Origin of the sequence: Sphingobacterium spiritivorum ATCC 33861 (assembly GCF_000143765.1) — a bacterium.
Lineage (GTDB): Bacteria > Bacteroidota > Bacteroidia > Sphingobacteriales > Sphingobacteriaceae > Sphingobacterium > Sphingobacterium spiritivorum.
Window position 1 is genome coordinate 2,465 of record NZ_GL379776.1, and the last position, 22,962, is coordinate 25,426.

Here is a 22,962-nt window from a genome sequence, read left to right on the forward strand (position 1 = left end):
CAGTCACTGTACGGGTGATCTGACAGGCATTCGCATCTGTAACCGTCACAGTATAAGTACCAGCTGAAAGACCTGTAGCAGTGGCTGCTGTACCTCCGCTTGGAGCCCAACTATAAGTATAGCCCGGTGTGCCACCTGTTACTGAGACAGTTGCTCTACCATTGCCTCCGCCAAAACAACTTACATCTGTCTTAGTAGCTGTTCCTGCCAAAGCTGCAGCAGGTTGTCCCACAGTCACTGTACGTGTAATCTGACAGTTATTTGCATCTTTAACTGTCACTGTATAGGTACCTGCCGCAAGACCAGATGCTGTAGCTGCGGTACCTCCGCTTGGCGCCCAACTGTAGCTATAACCGCTTGTACCTCCTGTTACAGCAACTGTAGCTGTACCGTTATTACCGCCAAAGCAACTTACATCTGTTTTGGTAGCTGTTCCTGCCAAAGCTGCAGCAGGTTCCGTAATCGTGATCGTCTTAGTAGCGGTACATCCCATCTTATCGGTAACTGTCACTGTGTAGGTACCGGCAGTAAGATTGGATGCGGTAGCTGCTGTTCCAGCTCCCAGCGTCCAGCTATAGGAATAAGGTGCTGTTCCTCCGCTTGGTGCTACAGTAACACTTCCTGTAGCAGTGCCTTTACATGCTACATTTGTCTGCGCCTGTGTATCAATAGTGATAGTAGGACATACATATTCCAGTTTCCATGTCAATGCATCCAGACACACATAAGTAAAAGGTTCTGTTGTGCTGATCTCCAGTTCGTCGATGACCTTTGTGCTGTTGTTGGCTCCTCCAAAGGTCGTGAGGTCTATCGGAGTAAATCCGTTATTAGTTGCTGTAGACTGCACAAAACCACTGGTTGCAGTAGCTGTAAATACCGTTGTACCTCCTAATTTACCTTTAATAGTAACAGTTCCGCTCGTGTATTGTTCGACATTATGATCTGCTAAAAAAAGATAAAACTTTTTCACCGAATAAGTTAATCCGGCTTCTATTTTTATAGAAAAGCTTTGGTCGATAAAAGCCTCAGCCGTACCGTCATTGTCAATATACTTATTATCCGGCCCGGTTCCGTTCCATCCTGTACCCGGATAAAGATCCTGTATATCAAATTGTCCGGATTCAGCTTTACTTATAATAGTAAATGTCTTTCCTCCACTTGTAAAAGTCGACGCCCCTGCCGCCGCAGACTCAAATGTTTCTGTTATTTCGGTTTGCCCCCAGGCCTTTCCGATAAAGAGTATATAAGATAACAGGAATAACAGGACTCCCATCCTCATACCCTTGATACTCTTCAAAATGTTGTTGTAATAATTGGAGCTTTTCATTCTCTTGGTTATTTATTTTTCTCAGGTGTATGAGTATTAGGCTTGCTGCTGTTTCACTAAAAACAACTCTTTATATATCTCCTTATTGGATGCATAGTGATTAGCAGGCATGAGATATTCATGGTTATAAGATTGCCGGTTGTTATCGTCATCATAGCCCAGTATATTTTTGGATAATAACTGCCCGCTGTCTAAAGACTGACTCAGGATCACTTCATTTTTAGCTTTGTTTCGAAGGACTAATGTTCCGTTTACCTTATTTCCCACAGAGTTGCTGAGTATCATATCCACATAACTGGTTTCCTGAGCAAGATCATAGCTATTCCATTGTTTGCGATCCATTCCTAATTGAGAGAGACAAATAACGAGATTACAATTTTCCTGCTCTTTAAGCAATTTGCTTATCTTTTCAGCTGATTTGTAAGGATTTTGAACACTGACATCAGGTATTTCAGTATTTTGAGCAACTGCAATAATTCCTATTTTCTGGCCCTTGGAATGAATAATCATATAAGGCAGTATTCCCTTTTGGAGTCTTGCATCTGAAAATTGATAATTAGAACAAATCAACGGGAAATTGATAGCGGACAACATATCTGCCAGTCCTTCTTCTCCCTTATTCAGATAAATATTACTGCATGCAGCAGCGTGAAAACCAATCTTATTTAACTTTGCTAATCGCTTCTTATTTTGAAAGACATCTGCAGAAGCATCAAATAAATTTCCGGCATCCAGAATCAGACCAGAGGTTGGCTCTGCATCTAATGTCTCTAAAATCTCTTTATATCTGCTCCAGTAATTTATAGAACTCAGATCATTCGTCTGGTATATAATCAGTCTTTTATTATCGGCAAGGGAGCTGATTTTTTTACTGGACTGTGCTGCGCCTGCAAGAGGTCTGGCAAGAAGGATACTGCTCAAAAGTACCGAGCTTCTTTTCAAAAACGACCGTCGCTGATTAGTCATGGTAGTTTGTATTTAGGTTATTTCGTTGGAGATTCATGTTATATTCAGCTGTTAATTTCTGGCCGGAAAGTTTCCAGCAATACAAATCATAACATTCATGCCGAGATAGGGTTGTATATTACTGTGCGGCTCGTTGCCTCCTTTTATATCTGTATTAAAGGCTGGTATATTCTGATTTGCGGCTTCCAGTGCAGTATCCGCTGCATCAGACACAAATCCCAAAGTCGTTACAAAATTTGTCCCCTCCATATATCCGGGTCTGGCAATAGACACACCATTTACCGGTATCGCAGTTGTTGCATTTGCAGAGCTGATCTTAAGTTTTGGGCCACCATTTCTGATTACAGGATGGTTATGCGCAGCCATTTGCTGCACAGTCAGTGTAACATTCGCTGCACCGCCTTGTTCACCTATAATTCTTTGGGTAAGTCCCAGTCCCAGTCCTGCACCTATTATTGTTCTTCCCTGAAAGTCAGGAAGTCCAAATGTTGTTGTTCCGTTTCCACCATAAGTGGTACCTAGAATAGAAAATAATGCCGTATTGCTTCTGACTGCTATAAGTTGCCCTTGACAAAGCATCCAGTTCCGGGGTGCATAACTAGCGGCAAAAAGTCTGATTTCTCCTATTGTTCCGTCCATAGTATTATTAATTTCGTGATGGAAAGATTCCCTCCACACATATAATATAATTTGCTGTTAAAAAAGGTTGCATATTTTCGTGAGCTAAAGAGCCACCCATCGATGTAGTTGTTATAGTTAAGCTATTTGCATTCAAAGAACTGTTACTCATCACCTTATCCGGAACATCTGAATTAAATCCTAATGTTGGAGTATTGTTATACATAGGTTGTCCCAATTGTGAGCCTGTCACTGCTGCGTGCAATGTTGAGGCGGCCGCACTAACTTTTACTGCAAAAGGAACTGTAGTTGCATTAACTGGTGCGCTGTGGTTATGCGCTGGTAAATTTGGCACCAATAGTGTAACTGTCTCCGTTCCTATTTTCTGTCCCAGTACAACATTTGTTAATCCAGGCCCTTGCCCGGTACCTACAGGTACTCTTCCTCTCAGATCCGGTACACCAAATGTGGTAACACCATCTCCACCATAAGTTGTTCCGATTATAGCGTATAAAGCCTGATAATAACTGATACTTAATAATGTTCCGTCACAAAACATCCATCCGGCCGGAGCAAAATTTCCGGCAAAATTTCTTACTTCTGCTATGTATCCTTCCATAGGTTAATTTCTTGATGGATAAATTCCTTGTAAACAAATAATATAATTCAATCCTAAAGCAGGTTGCAAGTTGTTATGAGCAATAGTATTGCCGACAGGTGCAAGTGCCAGTGTCATACCTGAAAGATCTATACTTGCCGGATTTAAGCTGATTGAACCGGTCTGACTGTTGTATCCTAATGTTGGTGTTTTTGCTCTTCCTGCAGAACGGGCAGGAGCGGCAAGAGACAGTCCGTCAATAACGGTACTTTTATCCGCAACACTTTTACTTACAGTCAGCGGTAATGTTCCGCTTATACTGACCTGATGAACATGGGCAGGAAGGTTATTTTCAAACAGTGTAACATTTTCTATCCCCGCTTTTTGACCAGATGTAATGGTCCCCATACCTACAGTTTGTCCCGATCCGGTACCTACCGGAATTCTGCCACGAAAGTCAGGGAGCTGAAAGGTAGTAACTCCATTTCCGCCATAAGTGGTACCTAATAATGAAAAAAGAGCCTGATTTGTACTAATCGCTAAAGTTTGTCCATAACATAGTGCCCATGTTTTGGGTGCAAAGTTTCCGGCAAACAGCCGTATCTCTGCCATAGTTCCTTCCATAATATTTTTAATTTAGTTGTTGTCCTTTTATTATTCCCATTGTAAATAATTTAGATCCGGAAAAATATCCCTCCTGCATACTGACAGTCAATATGCGCAGATACTGTCCGTTTATACACGCTGCAATTACGCCATACAGTCCGTCTGCGTATACGATCTCGCCCGGACGATATGTACCACTTTCTTCCAAACTAATCAGTTCAGCTTCCAGTATGCGTATTTCCTGTGTTCCGTAATAGCTGGTTGCTCCCCCGTATTTAGGATTACATGCCAGTGTAAGTGCTCTGATCGCTGATGCCGGCTGATCCGTCCATTTTATGCGAAAATCTTCAGCCGAAGGTTTCCGGTCAAAATATACGTTAGTATTATCCTGTTCTCTGGATATTAATTTATCTTCCTGTAACCTTTTATACCATTGCTGCATAGCGCCTACCACTTCCATTCGCAAGCGGGAACATAGTAATCCATAGTTCTCAGAAGGATGTAAATTGGTAAAGGTTTCTATAACTAAAGGCCCTCTATCGATGGCTGCTGTCATCTTATGTATACTTATTGCAATTTGTTGTTCCTGATTTTTAATCTGCCAGAATAATGGATCAGCCCCGCTATACTTTGGCAGTGTCCCAGGATGTATATTATATATACCCAACGGGGGAAGATCTAAGATATGCTGAGGTATACGATAGGGAAACGCAAACACTAATGCTGTGTCTGCCTGTATCGCTAAGAACCAGGCTGCCAGTTGTTCTTTCCAGGAAGCAGTATCAATCACCTGAATACTTTCTTCCCGGATACCTGTGCCCGCAAAAATTTGTTTGAAATAAGATGCGTTGTGATCCAGAACCGCAATTCCTGCCAATTTATTTTCCGCATCCAGTTGTCCTGCCAGGGCAGAAGCCATATCTGTATTACAGATCAGTCCGACGCGTATATTTTTATTTGGTATCATCGGGTCAGATAGCTATTTGTCCAGGCTGAATTGATATCCGTCAACATATTCTGCAACTTTTCATTATCAGCGCCTAAAGGCGCGATGTGGTATACTATACTCTTCTCATGAATATATTCAGACTCATTTTGTTTCAAGATTACAATATCTGTTGAAAGATCATTTAACTGCCATGTACTCAGAAATGCGGTGGCCAGTGATTGTATTGACTGATTCAATTCCTCTTGCTGACCAGACAATTTTCTTAGCGATTCCGCTAATCTTCTACCCCAGCTTTCATATATATGATCCACAGTTTCTGCTGACAAAATCAAAGATGTGTATGCTTTTAAATTTTCAGGAGCCGGAGTACCGTTGTCAAACAGGAATGGCAGCCCTACTAATGGAATATCGCAATAAGGAGAGTTAGCATAGGCTTCTAAAAAGCGTCCTGCCTGCGCTCCATTGAAACTGGCGTATATAAAATCAGGTCTGTCCCGATCCAGTACATCATAGAAAGCGGTCAGATCTAAGGAATTGTCATGTGTACTCGGAACGAGATGGAAAAACAATGTACTATCCTCTGATCCCTGATTCATCCCCAGATCTAAAAATGCCCCAAATCCGTATCCGCCATCGTATAGATCCGTTACAAATAATCCCTTTTGTCCCAGTTGTGAAACGGCCCAATGACCTAAAGCCCATACATGTTGCCAGATAGAAAGGCTGTGTACATACAGATAAGTATATTTTTCTGTATATAGCGGTAAATGCTCTCCAAGGTGACAGGCAATAATCGGCTTCCTATACTTTTCAGCAAGCTTCGCCACTGTTGAAATTTCATGCGCAGAGAAGAGACCAATAATGAGATCGACTTCTTCAAATTCAAACAATTTGACAATAGCCTCTGTATATCTGGATGCAGAAGACTGCGCTACCAATTCTGTAGAGATCTCAGAAACAGGATTATTAATGTCTTTCAATGCTGATTTTATACCTTTTTGAAAAGATTTAGCTATGTTCTGCTCTGTATGAACAGGCAAAATCATCCCTATATGATAATTACAAACTTCTACCTGTTGCGCAGACGCATGCAATTTCATTCCTGTTTGACTATTTATATCAATAGCAAGATCGACAGACTTGTTCATATATGTCTTAAGGTTAATAACCAACATTCCGAACATCAATCTAAGCAGCAATAACACTTAAATTAACTCCTGAAAACAACGAATAGAAAATCTATCTGTTAATGATTGGTGTAATCTTTATTTTTAAATAGGTATGCGTTAATAATTTTGGTATACAAATATAAAATTATTCTCAATACATAATTGCAAATTTTTATATTTTTTATTAAAAATAATTTTTACTAAAATAATGCAATCCTATCCTAATACAATTTTAAGTAATTACCATATTTAATAAAGGATAAAATAGGGGGACAAAAAGAGGACAAATGATAAACATGTAGCAAACAGACCATTACAAAGGGCTGCTTACCTGTTGATCGATTAAAGCTATCTACGAAAAACCGTACATAAAGACATTCTGACGGCTATTTTAAAGTAAAATTGGTGCTGCACTATGCGCGTAACCATTTTACCATATGCGGATATGGCTCCACCTGATGAAGTATTGCATTTTTGGCATCGTAGCAGAGTCCATAATACTGAAGCATGGGGATAAAGAGGTAATTCCCTTTTTCATAGTTTTCGATAAGCATGTCAGCGTCCCCCTTATACCCTTTATCATGAAAAACAAAAGAAGCGGGCAGATTCAGAAAGACAGATGCTGCGTAGCTCCAGGCTATAGCCGATAATTCGTAACCATCCAAAGCATTTTTATCGATATGCTCAAATAAGTCTCCGGATGAGAGCATTCTTTCCTCAGGGGACATCACTGCGACATGACCGGCTTCATGGAGAATATCTCCGGGATGTAAGAGCCTTGTCCGATCAATCAAAATCCGGCCTTTATCAATAAATATTCCCGGCAGAAAGCTTTTCTGCCGGCTTTCCTGCTCCAATACCGGAATACCGATTTCGTTCAGAAAATTGATAACTGACTTCAGTTCTTCCTGTAATTCAGGCTGTGTATGGAGATTATTCAGGTTATCTGTTGTATTATTCATAGGTATTATAATCTTCTGATGCTATTATCGCCCGAAGTTAATGTATTGTACAAAGCGGGGATTATCTGACTTATTAGCTGTAGCTGCATGCGGAAGGGATTCTATCCACAGGATAAGATCTCCTTTTTTGCCACTAATGTGTTTTTCCAGATTTGCAGCAGCCAGATATTGCATAGTGGCTTCGGGAGTTCCAAATTCTTTCAGTAGTTGGTCAATCTGTTTGTGATATCCCGGAATAAGGCTGAATGCCCCTCCATTTTCCGGCACATCATGTAAATAAAGCAGACCTTGTATATGATAGCGCGGACCTATTGAAAAATCAATATCCCAGTGAATACGACTTCCTCTGAAGGCGTACCCCATACTTTCGGGTGGGTTATATCCTAATGGCAGAATATTAGGAAAGATTGCATCACTTTTATACAGATCAGTAAATACGGCTCTGACAGCTGTATTGTTCCGGACTTTTTCCACTGCAGCACCCACTGCATCCGGCAACATAATACCTTGCAGAGCAGTTTGCTCCGGATACCAGGTCTCCGGATTTTCTAAATCTATGGATAATACCGAACAAATATGATCTACGACAGCATCACAGTCCTCTTCGCATACCAATCCGGAGATTTTCAGATACCCCTGTTCTTCCCAATACTTTAACTGATCTTCCGTCAGTATTTTACAAACATAATTTTCTGCTTTAACATCCCGCTGTATTTCCCATTCTTCAAATTTTTGGCGAGCACTCTTATAAAATTCCATACCTTTTTTACGTATAATCCATTGTCTGAAACTTTCCACATCTGTGTACTGGTTATACAGAAAATTAATCGTTTCAAAAAGCCCAAGCTCAAAAATAGCTAAGAACGCATTTGAAGCACGTGCAAAAGTTTCGTCAGTAGTCTTGCTATATGCTTTTTTCTCCAGATGAAATGCAGTATAAGCCGATAGAAAAGCGAATGGTTTTTCTGCTAATGACTGTTCAGTTTCTGGATTATATGGTTCGGTATGATTCATCTTTAACTTTACTATATGTCAACACAAATACTTTTAACTGTGCAATACATTCTTCAGGAGAAGTATTTGCCGTATCTATTGTTACTGCCGGCTCTTGAGGGATCTCAAATACATCGCTGATCCCGGTAAACTGATCAATCCTGCCAGGTTGTCCTTCCGGCAGAAGTGCACGTTCATATAATCCTTTGGGATCTCGCTTTATCAGGGTCTGCAGATCACATTTAATATAGACAAGTTGGCTGTTACTGTTGTCCTGCTTTAGCAGGCTTCTGCCTTCTTCATAAGGATTAATAGCAGCTATAATGACAATATCGTATTCCTTACTTAGTTCTACTGATACGACTCCCAGTCTTCTTATATTCTCGATACGGTCTGCTTTGCTAAACCCCAGATCTTTACATAAGGTTGCCCGATAGGTATCTCCATCTACTAATGCTACCCGGTAACTGTCCTCCTCAAGCGTTGTTTTGAGCATTTTGGAAAGCGTTGTCTTGCCGGATCCGGAAAGACCTGTCATCTGGATTATAAGTGCCATATTATTGTCTGGTTATCTGCTTCAAAACTTGTTGATAGGCTGTATGGGTATGTTCAAATGCAATCGAATCAGGCAAAGGAACCTCTACCTGAAAAATCTGATCCGGGTATTTACTGTGATATGTGAGCCTGGCCCGCATCTCCTCCAGATCGCCTAATATATTTCCTATTGCTTTATTAAAATCGGTTATCATTTCTGACACTCCCCAACTGTAATCATAATAGGAATTCAGACGGTGTCTTTTACTTTTGATCTCCCTGATACCATCATAAAACTGATGGAGCACATCCGCGGTAAAGCTATCAAAGTTTTCAAAGTGACCCGGACGGACCGGCACTTTCAATAGTTTTTCATTGATATAACCGGGAATGCAATGTATACCTCTTCTCTTTTTCTGTGAAGCTATAATAGCATTCGGTTCTCTCGTCAGAAAATAGAACGGCACGTCCGGATACCAGCTACGCAAAACATCATAAAAATGAATATGCCAGCTATCCATTTTAATAAAGTATTTTGTCTGAAAGGCTAATCTTTGTTGTCCCATCAGTTTTACAGTTGCCTTAAATAATTGTTCTCTTAATGGCAAAAGAGTTTCGTCAAACTCCTCTATTCGCAATATTTCATCCAGAACAGGGGCTTCAGGTATCATAATATTACTTGCATCTGTAGCCAGACATTGTGAAAGTAATGTCGATCCACAACGTGATACATGAAAGATAAATGCGGTTGGTGCAATACTCTCCAGCTGATCTGCGAGCTCCAGAATATACTCAACAGAGCTTTGCGACTGGTATTTTGATCGGCTACGCATATAAATACGTCGGTCTACGATCGTTTCGTCAAAGAAAGATTCCTGAATAATATGATCAGCCAGGTCCAGCCAAAGGACTTTCCATTCGTTTTCTTCCCACTTCAGAGAATACGGTATCCAGTTATATAGCATATCACTCTTCATCTTTTAATTGTTTGATGATTTGTCTGGCAGTATCGGTATCCATCAGTTCTAACTGCGCGATCATCGCCTGCTTTGTCCTTTCATCATATACAGGTTTTTCATTCGATGGAATCCCATGTGATTCGAATACCTTATCCATATCCGGATTACTCTTTCCATCTATAACCAGATGTACCCTTACTGTATCACTTGAATTGCGTATCCAGTGTACCTTAGAGAAATCAATGTACCAGCAGTTTCCTTCTTCCAGCTTCAGATCTTCTCCATCCACATTAAACTGTACTAGTGGATGTGTCACAACAGGTATATGCAATCTCAAAGCACCATCCTGATACCGGCATCCCGGATCACGATGCGGCTTGATCTCACTACCCGGATAAAGTGCCATTAAGCGGATACTCTCCTTCTCGAAATTCCAGCTGTCAATGATGGATCTGATATAAGGCACATGTTGTAATAAAGTTGTGTCCTGAAAAGTATTATTACCCGGATTGGAACGTATATCCTGTTGATTTCCGGTTTCCGATCGTAAAGAAATACACTCCCAGCGTCCCTGATAATCTTTGGTGTTAAAATGATCTGTCCAAACTTCTTTTAAGCAATAAGCGAGTTCCTGCTGCAATTGTGCAACATCATACTGCACATCAAATTTGATAAAGTTTTTCACGTGATATAAAAATCAGGTTAATATTAATCGCCGGGCTTCTACACTGACGATGGAAATGGTACAGCGAATTTAAGTTATTTCAGTCAATAAATAACTATCAGATATTAAGAATTAGTAAGCGTTATAATCTTCATCTCATGCTGAGCATATCAGCACAGCCATTCGTAAACTGTTTCAGGTACTATACTTTAATATTTATTGCTGAGGGAGCAGCACGATTTTGGAATAGACAGCCGGATTAGCAGTGGTATCTACTAAAGAAAGGTAATCGTATTTAATATGCTTTTGATATTTCATAAAATCTTCAAAATCCTTAAGTTCTGATAATTTTAAAGAATTGTAGTAATGGATATGATCTCTGATCAGATAGGCAAGACTATCATCTGTAAAGACAGTCCTTTGACCTAAAGAATAGAAGGCATTGGTATTGTCAACGATAAAACGATCTCCATTTTCTGTCTGTATATACATATTATACTTCCCCTTGTCTTCTGCGCCTCCGTTCTGAATTTGTGAATTATTCTCTTGTGAGAAATGTTTGTTAATCTGATTGAATGTAACAGAATCGATCTTCAGTTCGCCAAGATCTCTGATTTGTTCAGGACTGTTATTCTGTATCTTTTCAAATTCAGGAAACTCTTTCTTATTATTCTCTGCATTCCCGTTTTCATAATAAATCTCTATTGAACGTTGTTTTGCTTGTCGGTCACAAGCAGAAAAAAGGGAAACACATATTAGAGAAATCAACGACACAGTTCTGGTTTTCATGATAAACGCAACTTTATTATAGCAGTAAATACTTATAAAAATAAAGATAGGTAAAATGGATATGATGAAAAACAAAATCATAAATACTTATACAGATTCTGCTATGTAAACTGATTTCTAAATACAGGAAAGCCAAACCTAATATTGATCTGGCTTTCCTGTTTATTATTAGCTGCAACTTTGACAGACAGCCTGCGAACTATAGCTGTATTTACTTCGTGTCTGCTGTTGTCAGCAGTTTATCCAGTAAGGACCGGATTCGTTTGTCTGATGGCCGAAGCGCATTTGCATCCACTATATTTCCCTTCGGATCGAGTAACAGAAATCTAGGTATCTGCAAAATATTGAGCGCCTGTGTTACAAGCTTATGATTGTCGGGATCAGCCCACAATTGTATGCCTTCCAACTTCTTATCATTCACAAAATCTTTCCATTTCTGCTGATCTTTTTTACTGTCAAATGAAATACTGACAAAAGTAATCGGCTTATCTTTATAATCATGTCTCAGCGAGTCCAGAGCCGGAATTTCCTGTATACATGGACCACACCATGTCGCCCAGAAATCGACATAGATATACTGCCCTTTCCATTTGCTCCAGGTAATTTTATCTCCTGTAAGGTTTTCAAAAACAGCTTGCGGAGCCGGATTACCTTCCAGCATCCCTTCTAATTTGCCATACTTCTCTTTTACACGTTTAGCCAGATCCGGAAACGGACTTTTTGTACCAAACTTATCGTATAGTTTCTTCTTAAAATTACCCGAAAGTGCAAAGGCATAATATTCGTATAGCGGTTTTCCGGATAGTTTGGTAGCAACAAAATCGATATAATCATCATCAGTATCTGCCAGACGATATTCTTCCTTAAAAAGATAATCCAGAAAGTAAAAATAAGCAATACCATTATCATTGCCGGATTGATCAGGGCGAACCTCTTTCAGAAAGTCATAATAACCGGCAGGGGCTGTATATCCGTCCTTTTTATAGCTTTCTCTCATCTTAGGATAGAGCAGTCTGGCCAGTATAGCGTCACCGTACAACACCGATTCACTTGCCTGTTTCAACTGTTTAGTCAATTTATGCGTTCTGGCAAAACTGGTTAAAAATTCCTGTCGCTTTGCTCTTCTGTCTTCGACATATTCATTGTATTGTTGAGGTGAATAATGTACATAGGCAAAATAATTTTTGAGGTGCTTATCCTTATATTGATTAAAATTCCAGTCTTCCTGATTCAGGTATAAGCTGTTATCTGCATATTTACCTGTCAGCTGCAATGTTTCAGGGATGTTGGCCGCATCGACCTGTAATATTTGTTTATCTCCTGGCATCAGATAAAAATAGATCATCTGCGGCCTATTGGTATTACTGGAAACAGTTGTATCCTGACCATCTCCTTTTTTCAGTACAAATGTTTCTTCGACGGGGGTACTTCCCAATATTAAAAAAGCTCGTGCAGGGCCGTTGATTTCAAATTCGAACCGGAATGTTCCGTCTTCATTGAGCTCGGCATCGATCTTATTCTGCGAAGACATTACCCTGTACTCCTGTACATTCAGCTCCAGAGTTCCGGCTTTCACTCCTGTTATCTTACCGGTCAGCACTGTTTTCTTCGGTGCGGCATGTACGTGAACGGTAATCACAATGATGTATATCAGGGATAAAATTATTCTTTTCAACATGTTGTTCGGATTGTTCGCTTATTGCGACTGTGATAGAAACGATTGCACCGGAAATTAATTCCGATGCAATATATTACTTAATTCTGTACCAGATTCGGGTTGGTCCGCAATGCTACATCCGGCAACGGAAAGTATATAGCTTTGGATTGCCATTTGGGTTTGAGTGCCGGCAATATATCATCTGCTCTCGTTTTCCCCTCCTGCCCTGTTTCACTTGGCCAGCGTCTCAGGTCGAGCCAACGGTGTCCCCACTCTCCGAATAATTCCACACGACGCTCCTGTTCTAAAGCTTTTCGTAAAGCAACAGCATCATTTCCTAATGACAGGCTTTGCAGGCCGGCGCGATTTCTGATCACATTGATATCTTCCTGTGCAAGTCCCCATTTGCTTTGCATCAGACGTGCTTCTGCACGTATCAGGTATTGTTCTCCCAGTCTCAACACCATTGTGTACTCTTTGGCCGGAGTGACTCCGGTCCGGATTTTATATTTATACGGATAACGGTGGGTTACGCCAGCCGCTGTTGTCATACTCCCAACCCAACGGGTAAGCCGCTGATCCCCGTTTTCAAAGGCATCATAAAGATATCCCGGAATAAGGCGAAACAAAGGTGCGCTGGTTGGCGCCGCCGGAACGATCAGAAATCCTTCCCAGGTATTGCGTCCACCGGCAGTATTCACGACCTGAAGCTGCCATATCGCTTCCTGATTATTGGCCTGAAATACTTTATCAAGATCTGCTGTAGGTTGCAATTTATATTGTGTCGCACCAAGCACTTCACTAGACTCCTGCTCCGCCAGATCCCACTGTTTAGTATAGAGATAAGCTCTTGCCAGCAGCGCTGAAGCAGCACTTTTATTGGCACGTATACGCTCTCCGTTAGCATCAGCCTTGTCTACCTGAGGATATCCCTGAAAGATTTTTGCCTTAGCATCTTTCAGATCCTCTATGATTGCGGCATAGACTTCAGCCTGAGGAGTTCTTGGTTTTGTATTATTTTCCATCACATTTGTACCGCGAATCAATGGCACATCTCCAAAATAATTGACCAGGTAGAAATAGCAAAACGCACGGATAAATTTAGCTTCACCTAATAGCTGGCTTTTGACTTTGGGACTTAGATTTGTCGAAGCCTCCAGGCCTTCTACACACAGGTTAGCCTGTGCAATGTAGGTATAAGGCTGTGACCACAGTGTGGTAACATTTGAATTGGAGGATAATACTGCATTATTTTTAAATTCATCATAAGGTGCTGAAGCTACAGCGTAGACAAATTCATCTGCTGACATTGCCGGCAGTATCATGGAGAGTACATTGGCAAACTGATAGTTCAGCTGATTCATGCGGGACAGCACGCCGGTAACCGATGCTGTAGCTGTCTTATCGTCAGAAAAAGCCAGTTCAGAAGGCATCTGATCTTTCGGAGGGCCTGCATCCAGATAGCTTTCGCAGGCGGTAAGACTACAGATAATAAAGCCAATAAATATATATAGATATGATCTCATGGTCGTAATTAATAAGTGAAACGAATGCCTAAAGTATAATATTTCAACGGAGGTACTACGTAGCCTCTTGTCTCCGGATCAAAACCATCATATCCGGTAATGGTAAACAGATTTTGCCCCTGTGCATACAGACTGATACGCTGGGTTTTAAGGGCTGACAGTAATGAAGTAAAATCATAACTGACCATTACATTCTTTAAGCGGATAAAGGAGGCATCTCCCCATTGTGCATCGGAGTGTCTGTAAAAGGTATTATATGTCTTATACCCGTCGTCAGTTGCTAAAGCCGCAGCCCGTGGAATATCTGTCACATCGCCCTGATTTCTCCAGCGCCGCAGTGCTGATTTATCAAAATTGGCGAGTGAACCCAGACTTGCCGGAGACATATATCCGAAATTCAGCATCTCTCCTTCTTGTTTTACAAATTGGAGAAGAAAACTTACATCCAGATTTTTATACCGGAAGCTGTTACTCAACCCACCGAAAAACTTAGGAAGATGTGTACCCATTACATACTGATCTCCAAGATTATTATCCACTTTTCCGTCTCCGTTCAAATCTGCAAACTGTGCAAGACCGGTCTGCGGATCTACTCCTGTAAACTGAAAACCGAATACAATATCCAATGGTTGACCAATAGCAAACCGTCCCTCTTCTCCTGAACCTATAAGGCCTGGATAAGCAACCAGTTTATTGCGTGAAATGGTTAAGTTGGCATTTGTTTTCCACTCAAAATCATCTGTTCTGTAATTGGTAGATCCTACTTCAAACTCCCATCCTTTGTTTTCTACTACACCTGGCATATTAGCGGTATATCCGGAAAATCCCGTCTGCGGAGATAAGGTAGAATTGATAAGCTGGTTGTCAGATTTATTGTAGTAATGATTGATATTTAAGGTCAATCTGCTGTTCCAGAAAGCCAGTTCAAGCCCTCCTTCCAGTTTACGGTTTCTCTCCCAGCTATATGTAGGATTGGCAACTCGTGTCGGATACAAACCTGACACTCCGCCATAAGGATAACTCAGGTAACTCCAGCTGTCCATAAATCCGTAATCTCCGATCTGATCATTACCTGTAGATCCGTAGCTTCCGCGTAACTTTCCAAAATTAAGAAATGGAACAGCCTCTTTGAGCCAGTTTTCTTCTGTAAACACCCATGCCGCACCGACAGAACCAAAGTTTCCGACGCGCTTATCCGGTCCGAAGCGTGACGAACCATCCCGACGAAAGGTCACATTCAGAATATACCTGTTGTCATAATTGTAGGTAGCACGTGCAAAAGCAGCCTGATATCTGTATTTCGAATAATTGAATTTGCGGGGTCGGATCGTCACAGCAGCATTGATATTATCCAGTTGTGAATCTGAAGTAAAATCTTCTGCCTGTAAGAACTGGCCATCACGTACGCTTTGCTGCCAGGTTGTTCCGGTAAGAACATCAAACGTGCCTTTTCCCAGATGATATACATAACTGGCCTGCGGTTCGATGCTGTATGAAGAGATACTGCTGTTGCCAAAGTAAGACATGCTTACTGTAGAGTTCTGCGGATTAAAACTTCTCTTGGGATACATCTGCAACTGATCAAGGGCAGTATGGTTATACCCAATAGTAGCAGAAAGGTTCAGACCTTTCAACGGACTGTAGCGTATAGTTCCGCTCGACAATAGTGCTTTATTGCGCGATTCTGATTTACGATCCAGAAAGGCATAAGGGTTCTGAATATTGCCATACCAGTAATAATCACCTACTTCATCATAAATCGGCAGATTCGGTGACAGGTTGAAATATTGACTGATATCTGTGGCCAGCGCATCATTCATATCGCCTGTGTAGTTTGCTGTAGCAGATATGGAAAACTTATTGTTGGCCGAACGGTGGTTGATGGAAAGCATTCCGGCACCTTTCTTATATCCGTTGTCGCCCGGCTGTACGGTAGTCTCATTCCGAAATGTACCGCTTATCAGAAATGTTGTCATCTCTGAACCTCCGGAAGCCGAAAAATTGGCTTCTGTCAGTTTGCCTGTGTTCCCCATCAGCAGCTTTTGCCAGTTTTGATCTTCTGTCTGGCTCCATTTGAACAGGTCCGGAGTTTCCGGATCAGGAGTACCACCGGAATTGGCAAAGGCTTCACGACGTAATTCCAGATATTCTGCAGTACTCAGCATTTCCAGGTTATTGGATACTTTGCCTGCTCCGGTATAGGCATTAAAACTAACCTGTGTTTTGCCTGAACTTCCTTTTTTAGTGGTGATCAGAATGACTCCGTTAGCTCCTCTTGATCCATAGATTGCGGTAGCATCTGCATCTTTCAGTACATCTATACGCTCGATATCTGCAGGATTGATAGCTGCCAGCGGACTTTGCGAACCATTATCTCCGGTGAATACATTTAAGGATTCCGAAAAATACGGTACACCATCGATAATATAAAGAGGCGCATTTGCATTTTCATTCAGGGAATTAATTCCTCTTAATCTCACATTAAAGGAAGCTCCGGGCAATCCGTTAGAACTGTTGACTTCAAGTCCTGCAATACGTCCCTGCAACGCTTCTAAAGGATTATTGACAGGGGCGCGTTGTATAACATCACTGGAAATACCTGCTGTAGAACCCGTACTCACACGCTTACTGGTAGTACCGTAACCGATCACCGTCACTTCATCCAGATTTCCCAGATCCGGCTGAAGGCGAAGTTCTGCTCCTTCGGCAGAAGTAGGTGTATAGGCTTGTTCAAGCAGCTGATAACCGATGTAGGAAACGACCAGCACCGGCTGGCTTGTATTTGCTCCGGAGAGTTCAAAATAACCGTTTCCGTTGGTTGATGTCACCAGATTAGTTCCTTTCAACCGTACCGTTACTCCTGCCAGTTTGTTTCCTTTTTCATCGAAAATATGGCCTTTTATAGGTTGCTGCCGGGAGCTGCCTGTGTATTTTTCTGTACTGTTTACAGTAGAATTTTCTTTTTTAATAATAACAGTCTGATTGATGACCTGATACTGCAAATCTGTGTTTTGCAGCAGATCATGAAGGATATCAGCCAGATTGGTACTCTTGCCATTTGTGCGAACAGTTTTCTGGTTAATATCACTGCTCATATAGGTAAATCTGATTTTCGTCTGCTTCTCCAGCTGACGAAGTGCATCCTTTAGTTTGAGTGTCTCCGATGGCAGAGAAGCCTTTACGTCCCGTAGATTCTGGGCATTAGAGCTGTATGCTGCAAAGGTCGTGACACATGTCAATATAAGGGCCAGTAAGGATATTTTCATTAATAATCTCCCATTGCACTCTTTTGGAATTAAATGCATAATTTTGATAACGATTTAGTATGACGTAACTTGTTTATTGAATCCATGAGCCATCTTCGGGGACCAGCCGGGATGGCTTAATTTCTTTATATGTCTTTTTATTTCATATGCGGTTTTTATTTAGGTGTTAATAAATGATGTAGTTTCTATTGTCTGTTTTTAGCCTGCTTTCTGTAAGCGCGCACAAGATATCCAGCACCTGTAAAGCCCCACTATCTTTACGTACGGATAAGGTAATATCTTTATGAGCGATTTCTTTTTTCTCTAATATTATTTCTATCTGATAGATGCGTTGCAGATCGAGAAGTACAGATTCTATGGTTTCGTCTTCGTATTCCAGATAACCTTCTTTCCAGTTACCTGCGATCTTATCGGTAAGGATATGTTCTTTGCCTTGCTGTACTGAAGCCACGACCGGGACTCTTAATTCCTGATCTTTCTGCAATACTGCAAGTAGTTTATCATTCTTACTGACTTTTACTTTTCCACTTTTTACAGCGACCATCACATCCTTCATACCTGGGTATGCTTTCACATTGAATTGTGTCCCGACTACTGTTGTCCGGACAGATCCGGTATGCACTATAAACGGCCAGTCTGCAGCCTTATGAACTTCAAAATAGGCTTCACCGATCAGTGTAACTTCTCTGGGTTTATCTTTTTCAAATTCCTGTGGATACTCCAGACGGGATGAGCCGTTCAGCCATACCGTAGTACCATCAGCCAGATGAAGCACTTTATTTTCATCATTAGCAGCTTCTTTGATGACCTGTACATATTCCTCTGAACTTCCGTTTTCTGTGTGCTCCCCTATCCGGTAAGCTCCCCATGAAAACAATAAGACAACAATAGCCGCTGACAGACTGACAGCCCATTTGCTTACGGAAGATCTGTGGGATACTTTAACATGTGTTGAATCAACAGTTTCCTTATCCGGAAGTTCCATTAGATTACCCTCAGTATCAACAAAAGTGAGAGAAGGGTCTTCACGCTTCAGCTCCTCATATAATTCTTTAAGTAATACAGATAATTCGTCATCATATCGCGCACTACGAACCATATCGAAAAACTCAACAAGCTCCTCATGAGTAGCATGATTATAAAAATATTGGCGCAGCAAATAACGAATACGTGTCTTCATATGGTGTGTCTCTAAATAAAGACGTAACTAAACGGCATGTGTCCTATCCGAAGAATTGTTTTTTACCAGAAAAATTATAACAAACTGTAATACAGTAAGATATTTTTATCAGAAAGTAAGGAATTTAGAAAAAACTTTACGAATGGATTTCATTGCGGCTGAGATTTGATTTTTCACGGTATGCCTGGAGATATCAAATTCATCGGCGATTTCCTGATAATTATATCCTTCATCCCGCATCAGATAGATAGCTTTACGCTGTTCAGGAAGATTGTCTACCGCTTTTCTCAGGATCTCTTTATACTCTTTGTATTCTACCGGAGCCGGATGGTTATCAACAATCGTCTGCATGGATTCCCAAATAGCCTGTCTTAGTCTCGCATCCGATGCTACTTTACGGAGGTGGTCCATAATTTTATTACGGGTCATCGTAAACAGAAAAGATTCTATTGATTTAATTTCATGGAGCTGTTGACGGATTTCCCAGAGTTTCAGAAATACATCATGCACAATATCATGGGCGACATGCTCATCTTTGCAGGTATTGAGTGCTAATCTGAAGAGGGCCTTTTCATAGGTATAGAAAACATCATTGAACAACAATCGCAAAGGCTCTTCTTCCTTTGCGCGATACATATCCCGTGATTTATTTTCATCCGACCTTTTCCCTGTTGACATAATCAAAACAAAAATAGACAATTGTTCAAAATCAATCAACAACAGCGCTAAAAAGATTAAATTATATCAAAATAAGGAAAGTTTAGTCTGTAATTTTACAATTATATACTTTAATCGAATCCGGAATAAAAATAATATTCTGTCAGCCCTGTCTCCTTTTCCCTTTCCAAACAGTGAATAATGGGTATATTCGTAGTTGATCTGAACACTATATCATGAAAGAAGCGAAACAAAAACATTGGTCAATAGTCGAATATCTGCATGAAACCGTAACCAATACCAATATTCATATTAAGGGTACCAAAAGTTACTACAGTTCTGCATGGACAGGATCTTTTGAAGAATCTGTAGTGCGCTATCTCTATGGGGATGCCTATAGTCTGAAAACCTGGAAACCACAGTGGAAAATCGACCAGCTCTATATCGGCAATTATGTATGTATCGGTGCAGAAGTCATTATCCTGATGGGCGGTAACAACACTCATCGGTCGGATTGGTTCAGCTTATATCCTTTTGCAGAAACATTGGAAGAGTCTTATAAAACAAAAGGAGATACACATATTGATGACGGGGCGTGGCTTGGAATACGCTCTGTACTTATGCCGGGCATTCGCATCGGTGAGGGTGCTATTGTCGCTGCAGGCGCTATTGTGACCAAAGATGTGGCACCTTACAGCATTGTCGGAGGTAATCCTGCAAAACTGATCGGCTACAGGTTCCCGGAAGAAACCATAGCAAAACTTTTAGAAATGCAATTGTACTCCTGGCCGGAAGAAAAGTTTGAAACATTGAAATCTTACATCTGCGCTAATGATATCGATCAATTGGTAAAAGCAGAGAAGGAATATAAGGAATAATATACGTGCACTATGAAAATACCTGTCATACATGGTTATATTGAGCGAAGGTTGCTGATCAATTATACTGTAGACCCTGAAATTGTATCAGGTATCTTACCGGGCCCTTTCAGACCCAAACTTTATAAAGGAAAAGCAATTGTCGGTATTTGTCTGATTCGACTGAAACACATAAAACCAAAAGGAATACCTGATTTTCTGGGCATCGGATCTGAAAATGCAGCGCACAGGATTGCTGTGGAATGGGATGAAGAAGGTATCCTAAAAGAAGGAGTGTATATCCCAAGACGGGACACTTCTTCAAGAATAAATGCGGTAGTCGGAGGAAGAATATTTCCGGGAAAACATCATCTTGCCACATTTGATGTAAAAGAAAAACAGCATGCTTATCATATTGACATCTTAAGTTCAGATCAGACTTTTGTATCCATCTCTGCAGCACTTGCTGATACCTTTACTAACGATTCTATATTCGGCACATTGGATGAAGTAGCAGATTTCTTTGAAAAGGGTTGTGACGGATATTCTCCCAATGGAAAAAGTTTTGACGGATTGCGACTTCATACGTACCAATGGAAAGTAAAACCTCTTAAGGTAGACCATTTATCCTCCAGCTTTTTTGAAGATGAGCATATATTTCCTAAAAACAGTATTTCTTTTGACAATGCGATTTTAATGGAAAATATAGAGCATGAATGGCATTCCTTACCGGTAAACCACATTTCATCTTTAAGGAAAATCTATTCATAGTATAAGCATTTCTCTTTCTAACCTCTCTCCTGATAAATCGGGATCTCTGCTTAAAATGGACAAAACATGTCTTTGTGTCTGCTATCACATGGAGCATACCCCAAAACACTTGCAAAGTTGGTAAAGATGCTTCAAACAGCGTATGTTGGCTGGAACGCCAACATTGTACGATCTAAATCCCCAGTCTTTGTATGGCGCAAACGTCCGCTTATGGCACTATATTGCCGGTGAGGACACCGGCAAACACTCTTTATCTGGCGCAAGCGTCCGCTTGTGCCCTCTAACAGAATAAAAAATAATTAAAACAACAGCTTCTGACTGACTTCTTTATCAATAGTAATATATCCCGGATAATAAAACGACTGCCCTGCAACGGTTATAGCCGGCTTGATCTTTAAAGTAAGTACTCCCTTATTGCCTGAATTACTTCCCAGAGCTTTTAAGAAATCCTGAATCCCGTCACTTTTGAGTGATTCATACAGATTCATCTTTATTTTAATGGGTACTACAGCCGATTGATTCGGATCGATAGACAGCTTTTGTTCCACCTCTCCTTCAGCCAGATCCGTTTGCTGAAAAGCAATCTTGTATTGAAATTTATTAATAGCAGCTTTTTTACCCGTAGGATTCGTTACCTTCAATTTGAGATTCGCTTCCATAGGAACATCTCTTCGCAGCATTGCTATCGCCAATCCCGGCAAAGCCGAAAGATTCAACTCGCCATTCTGCATGACATTTTTAAAACTTGTACCTGCCAACATTAAACTGTCAACAGCTTCCAGTTCATACTTACATTTACTCAGGTTTTCTATCTGCGCTTTTTGTCTGTTCACTCCACAACCCGCCATTAGAAATACGATCAGGCAGATGCCCAGTCCTTTTAATCCATTCATATTTTATTTTTTCTTTTTACCAAAATTATAACTCACACCCAATGTAAAAACCGCATTGCCCGCTTTAAGGTATTCATTGCTGTTAACTCCAATATTAAAACCAGTAGTATATTGCAACTGCCAATTACGATTGAGTGCTAATCTCGTAAAAAAAACAGGTTCTATAAAAATATTATCTTCCTTTTCAGCGTCAACCGCATCAATAGTAAAATCTTTCATGGCCACACGGCTCATGCGGATAGCCGTTCCGTAATTTAATTCACGCTTTGCTCCAAACAAATTGATCTTATCTTTCTTGGTTGAAGAGTAATTTACCTGCACAAATATTTTCTCAAAGTCCATATCCCGTATTTCTACCGGCTGCATACCTGTGGTAGTAGATCGCAGATCTGTCTCTACCGAATTCCCAATCCCATATCCGGCATATACCTCAAAAATCTGTCTCTTGGACTTGCCTATAGTTGTAAAATATCCTAATCCCCCTTCATAGAGATATTGTTTGAATTCTTTAATTTGTTTTTTGTGATTGACATAAGAGCCGTTAGCTATAATACCGATATGATCCGAAATCGCCACACCTGCATTACCGCTAACATTTCCTTTAAGATTAACATGTCCTGATAAATATCCTTCTCCCTGTTTACTAAACATCGGAGTTGCCGGAACATTAGGCATATAGATAGAACTACAACTACTTAATATTAAAACCAATACAGAGAAAAGCAGTACAACTGCGGCAAATCTATTCATATAATATGTGTTGACCATGTATTAACGTCCGATATACATATAAATATTGTACCAAGAATAGATAAGTTTAAGTATTTAGGCAAAATAAAAAGGCCCGGTATATAAATACCAGGCCTTTGTGAGCCTCCTATCGGAATCGAACCAATGACCTACTGATTACAAGTCAGTTGCTCTACCAGCTGAGCTAAGGAGGCGTCGCTGATCGCCAACGTTTTCCGTTAACGGTGCAAATATCGAAATCTCATCTTTTTTTTGCAAGTCTTTTTATCCA

General features: G+C 40.6%; 21 protein-coding genes, 1 tRNA gene and 1 pseudogene. 2 read left to right on the forward strand and 21 right to left on the reverse strand.

All coding sequences use genetic code 11. The annotated features are described in order from the left end of the window. The 18 genes and pseudogenes from HMPREF0766_RS21980 to HMPREF0766_RS19135 all read right to left on the reverse strand — a co-directional run. Positions 1–1,327, reverse strand: a pseudogene (locus HMPREF0766_RS21980) (hypothetical protein); the annotation flags it as partial. 36 nt (positions 1,328–1,363) lie between these two features. After that, positions 1,364–2,293, reverse strand: a complete 930-nt coding sequence (locus tag HMPREF0766_RS19055; protein WP_003001015.1) for a bifunctional UDP-sugar hydrolase/5'-nucleotidase — start codon at positions 2,291–2,293, stop codon at positions 1,364–1,366. A 51-nt stretch (positions 2,294–2,344) separates the two neighbouring features. Beyond that, positions 2,345–2,932, reverse strand: a complete 588-nt coding sequence (locus tag HMPREF0766_RS19060; RefSeq protein WP_003001018.1) for a phage tail protein — start codon at positions 2,930–2,932, stop codon at positions 2,345–2,347. Positions 2,933–2,939: 7 nt separating this feature from the next. Next, entirely contained in the window at positions 2,940–3,530 is a 591-nt protein-coding gene (locus tag HMPREF0766_RS19065; RefSeq protein ID WP_003001022.1) for a phage tail protein, read from the reverse strand. 3 nt (positions 3,531–3,533) lie between these two features. Further along, positions 3,534–4,133, reverse strand: coding sequence for a phage tail protein (locus tag HMPREF0766_RS19070; RefSeq protein WP_003001024.1), 600 nt, complete (start codon positions 4,131–4,133; stop codon positions 3,534–3,536). A gap of 7 nt (positions 4,134–4,140) precedes the next feature. Continuing rightward, positions 4,141–5,082, reverse strand: a complete 942-nt coding sequence (locus HMPREF0766_RS19075; RefSeq protein WP_003001028.1) for a formyltransferase family protein — start codon at positions 5,080–5,082, stop codon at positions 4,141–4,143. After that, the gene (locus tag HMPREF0766_RS19080) at positions 5,079–6,212 is read right to left on the reverse strand and encodes an ABC transporter substrate-binding protein (RefSeq protein ID WP_169311227.1); all 1,134 of its coding nucleotides are present in this window, start codon (positions 6,210–6,212) and stop codon (positions 5,079–5,081) included. The genes HMPREF0766_RS19075 and HMPREF0766_RS19080 overlap by 4 nt, the downstream gene beginning before the upstream one ends. 434 nt (positions 6,213–6,646) lie before the next feature. Next, positions 6,647–7,195 (reverse strand): hypothetical protein, encoded by a 549-nt coding sequence (locus HMPREF0766_RS19085; protein ID WP_003001034.1) that lies wholly within the window; start codon positions 7,193–7,195, stop codon positions 6,647–6,649. A gap of 24 nt (positions 7,196–7,219) precedes the next feature. Beyond that, positions 7,220–8,209, reverse strand: coding sequence for a phytanoyl-CoA dioxygenase family protein (locus tag HMPREF0766_RS19090; RefSeq protein WP_003001038.1), 990 nt, complete (start codon positions 8,207–8,209; stop codon positions 7,220–7,222). Beyond that, the gene (gene cysC, locus HMPREF0766_RS19095) at positions 8,187–8,744 is read right to left on the reverse strand and encodes an adenylyl-sulfate kinase (RefSeq protein WP_003001041.1); all 558 of its coding nucleotides are present in this window, start codon (positions 8,742–8,744) and stop codon (positions 8,187–8,189) included. Before cysC ends, HMPREF0766_RS19090 begins: the two co-directional genes overlap by 23 nt. Before the next feature lies 1 nt (position 8,745). Then, positions 8,746–9,699 (reverse strand): hypothetical protein, encoded by a 954-nt coding sequence (locus tag HMPREF0766_RS19100; protein ID WP_003001044.1) that lies wholly within the window; start codon positions 9,697–9,699, stop codon positions 8,746–8,748. Beyond that, positions 9,689–10,366, reverse strand: coding sequence for an aspartyl/asparaginyl beta-hydroxylase domain-containing protein (locus HMPREF0766_RS19105; protein ID WP_003001047.1), 678 nt, complete (start codon positions 10,364–10,366; stop codon positions 9,689–9,691). The genes HMPREF0766_RS19100 and HMPREF0766_RS19105 overlap by 11 nt, the downstream gene beginning before the upstream one ends. A 195-nt stretch (positions 10,367–10,561) precedes the next feature. Beyond that, a complete protein-coding gene (locus tag HMPREF0766_RS19110) occupies positions 10,562–11,134 on the reverse strand; it encodes a hypothetical protein (RefSeq protein WP_115388690.1) in 573 nt (190 codons plus the stop codon). A gap of 211 nt (positions 11,135–11,345) precedes the next feature. After that, positions 11,346–12,812, reverse strand: coding sequence for a TlpA disulfide reductase family protein (locus tag HMPREF0766_RS21985; protein WP_003001054.1), 1,467 nt, complete (start codon positions 12,810–12,812; stop codon positions 11,346–11,348). Between the two features lie 77 nt (positions 12,813–12,889). Then, complete coding sequence (locus tag HMPREF0766_RS19120) at positions 12,890–14,317, reverse strand: RagB/SusD family nutrient uptake outer membrane protein (protein WP_003001058.1); 1,428 nt, start codon at positions 14,315–14,317, stop codon at positions 12,890–12,892. A gap of 8 nt (positions 14,318–14,325) precedes the next feature. Further along, positions 14,326–17,583, reverse strand: coding sequence for a SusC/RagA family TonB-linked outer membrane protein (locus HMPREF0766_RS19125; RefSeq protein WP_236590464.1), 3,258 nt, complete (start codon positions 17,581–17,583; stop codon positions 14,326–14,328). 166 nt (positions 17,584–17,749) lie between these two features. Then, positions 17,750–18,763 carry a FecR family protein gene (locus tag HMPREF0766_RS19130; protein WP_003001064.1) on the reverse strand — a complete coding sequence of 338 codons (1,014 nt, stop codon included), beginning with the start codon at positions 18,761–18,763 and terminating at the stop codon, positions 17,750–17,752. 108 nt (positions 18,764–18,871) lie between these two features. Then, entirely contained in the window at positions 18,872–19,441 is a 570-nt protein-coding gene (locus tag HMPREF0766_RS19135; protein ID WP_003001067.1) for an RNA polymerase sigma-70 factor, read from the reverse strand. A 215-nt stretch (positions 19,442–19,656) separates the two neighbouring features. On the opposite strand from HMPREF0766_RS19135, the gene HMPREF0766_RS19140 reads away from it, so the two are divergent. Together HMPREF0766_RS19140 and HMPREF0766_RS19145 are read left to right on the forward strand one after the other, a co-directional pair. Further along, positions 19,657–20,298, forward strand: a complete 642-nt coding sequence (locus tag HMPREF0766_RS19140) for a CatB-related O-acetyltransferase (protein ID WP_003001069.1) — start codon at positions 19,657–19,659, stop codon at positions 20,296–20,298. 12 nt (positions 20,299–20,310) lie between these two features. After that, complete coding sequence (locus HMPREF0766_RS19145; protein ID WP_003001072.1) at positions 20,311–21,048, forward strand: DUF2071 domain-containing protein; 738 nt, start codon at positions 20,311–20,313, stop codon at positions 21,046–21,048. Positions 21,049–21,347: 299 nt separating this feature from the next. Here the strand turns inward: HMPREF0766_RS19145 and HMPREF0766_RS19150 are convergent, their stop codons facing one another. From HMPREF0766_RS19150 to HMPREF0766_RS19160, 3 genes are all read right to left on the reverse strand, one after another. After that, positions 21,348–21,941, reverse strand: coding sequence for an LEA/WHy family protein (locus HMPREF0766_RS19150; protein ID WP_003001075.1), 594 nt, complete (start codon positions 21,939–21,941; stop codon positions 21,348–21,350). 3 nt (positions 21,942–21,944) lie between these two features. Next, positions 21,945–22,691 carry a hypothetical protein gene (locus HMPREF0766_RS19155; RefSeq protein WP_003001079.1) on the reverse strand — a complete coding sequence of 249 codons (747 nt, stop codon included), beginning with the start codon at positions 22,689–22,691 and terminating at the stop codon, positions 21,945–21,947. 121 nt (positions 22,692–22,812) lie between these two features. Then, positions 22,813–22,885 (reverse strand) — tRNA-Thr (locus HMPREF0766_RS19160). Positions 22,886–22,962 lie beyond the last annotated feature (77 nt).

Bases quoted from the DNA above. Each gene is read 5' to 3' on its own strand.
- HMPREF0766_RS19055 (WP_003001015.1), bottom strand. From the start codon at position 2,293: ATGACTAATCAGCGACGGTCGTTTTTGAAAAGAAGCTCGGTACTTTTG.
- HMPREF0766_RS19060 (WP_003001018.1), bottom strand. From the start codon at position 2,932: ATGGACGGAACAATAGGAGAAATCAGACTTTTTGCCGCTAGTTATGCA.
- HMPREF0766_RS19065 (WP_003001022.1), bottom strand. From the start codon at position 3,530: ATGGAAGGATACATAGCAGAAGTAAGAAATTTTGCCGGAAATTTTGCT.
- HMPREF0766_RS19070 (WP_003001024.1), bottom strand. From the start codon at position 4,133: ATGGAAGGAACTATGGCAGAGATACGGCTGTTTGCCGGAAACTTTGCA.
- HMPREF0766_RS19075 (WP_003001028.1), bottom strand. From the start codon at position 5,082: ATGATACCAAATAAAAATATACGCGTCGGACTGATCTGTAATACAGAT.
- HMPREF0766_RS19080 (WP_169311227.1), bottom strand. From the start codon at position 6,212: ATGAACAAGTCTGTCGATCTTGCTATTGATATAAATAGTCAAACAGGA.
- HMPREF0766_RS19085 (WP_003001034.1), bottom strand. From the start codon at position 7,195: ATGAATAATACAACAGATAACCTGAATAATCTCCATACACAGCCTGAA.
- HMPREF0766_RS19090 (WP_003001038.1), bottom strand. From the start codon at position 8,209: ATGAATCATACCGAACCATATAATCCAGAAACTGAACAGTCATTAGCA.
- cysC (WP_003001041.1), bottom strand. From the start codon at position 8,744: ATGGCACTTATAATCCAGATGACAGGTCTTTCCGGATCCGGCAAGACA.
- HMPREF0766_RS19100 (WP_003001044.1), bottom strand. From the start codon at position 9,699: ATGAAGAGTGATATGCTATATAACTGGATACCGTATTCTCTGAAGTGG.
- HMPREF0766_RS19110 (WP_115388690.1), bottom strand. From the start codon at position 11,134: ATGAAAACCAGAACTGTGTCGTTGATTTCTCTAATATGTGTTTCCCTT.
- HMPREF0766_RS21985 (WP_003001054.1), bottom strand. From the start codon at position 12,812: ATGTTGAAAAGAATAATTTTATCCCTGATATACATCATTGTGATTACC.
- HMPREF0766_RS19120 (WP_003001058.1), bottom strand. From the start codon at position 14,317: ATGAGATCATATCTATATATATTTATTGGCTTTATTATCTGTAGTCTT.
- HMPREF0766_RS19125 (WP_236590464.1), bottom strand. From the start codon at position 17,583: ATGAAAATATCCTTACTGGCCCTTATATTGACATGTGTCACGACCTTT.
- HMPREF0766_RS19130 (WP_003001064.1), bottom strand. From the start codon at position 18,763: ATGAAGACACGTATTCGTTATTTGCTGCGCCAATATTTTTATAATCAT.
- HMPREF0766_RS19135 (WP_003001067.1), bottom strand. From the start codon at position 19,441: ATGTCAACAGGGAAAAGGTCGGATGAAAATAAATCACGGGATATGTAT.
- HMPREF0766_RS19140 (WP_003001069.1), top strand. From the start codon at position 19,657: ATGAAAGAAGCGAAACAAAAACATTGGTCAATAGTCGAATATCTGCAT.
- HMPREF0766_RS19145 (WP_003001072.1), top strand. From the start codon at position 20,311: ATGAAAATACCTGTCATACATGGTTATATTGAGCGAAGGTTGCTGATC.
- HMPREF0766_RS19150 (WP_003001075.1), bottom strand. From the start codon at position 21,941: ATGAATGGATTAAAAGGACTGGGCATCTGCCTGATCGTATTTCTAATG.
- HMPREF0766_RS19155 (WP_003001079.1), bottom strand. From the start codon at position 22,691: ATGAATAGATTTGCCGCAGTTGTACTGCTTTTCTCTGTATTGGTTTTA.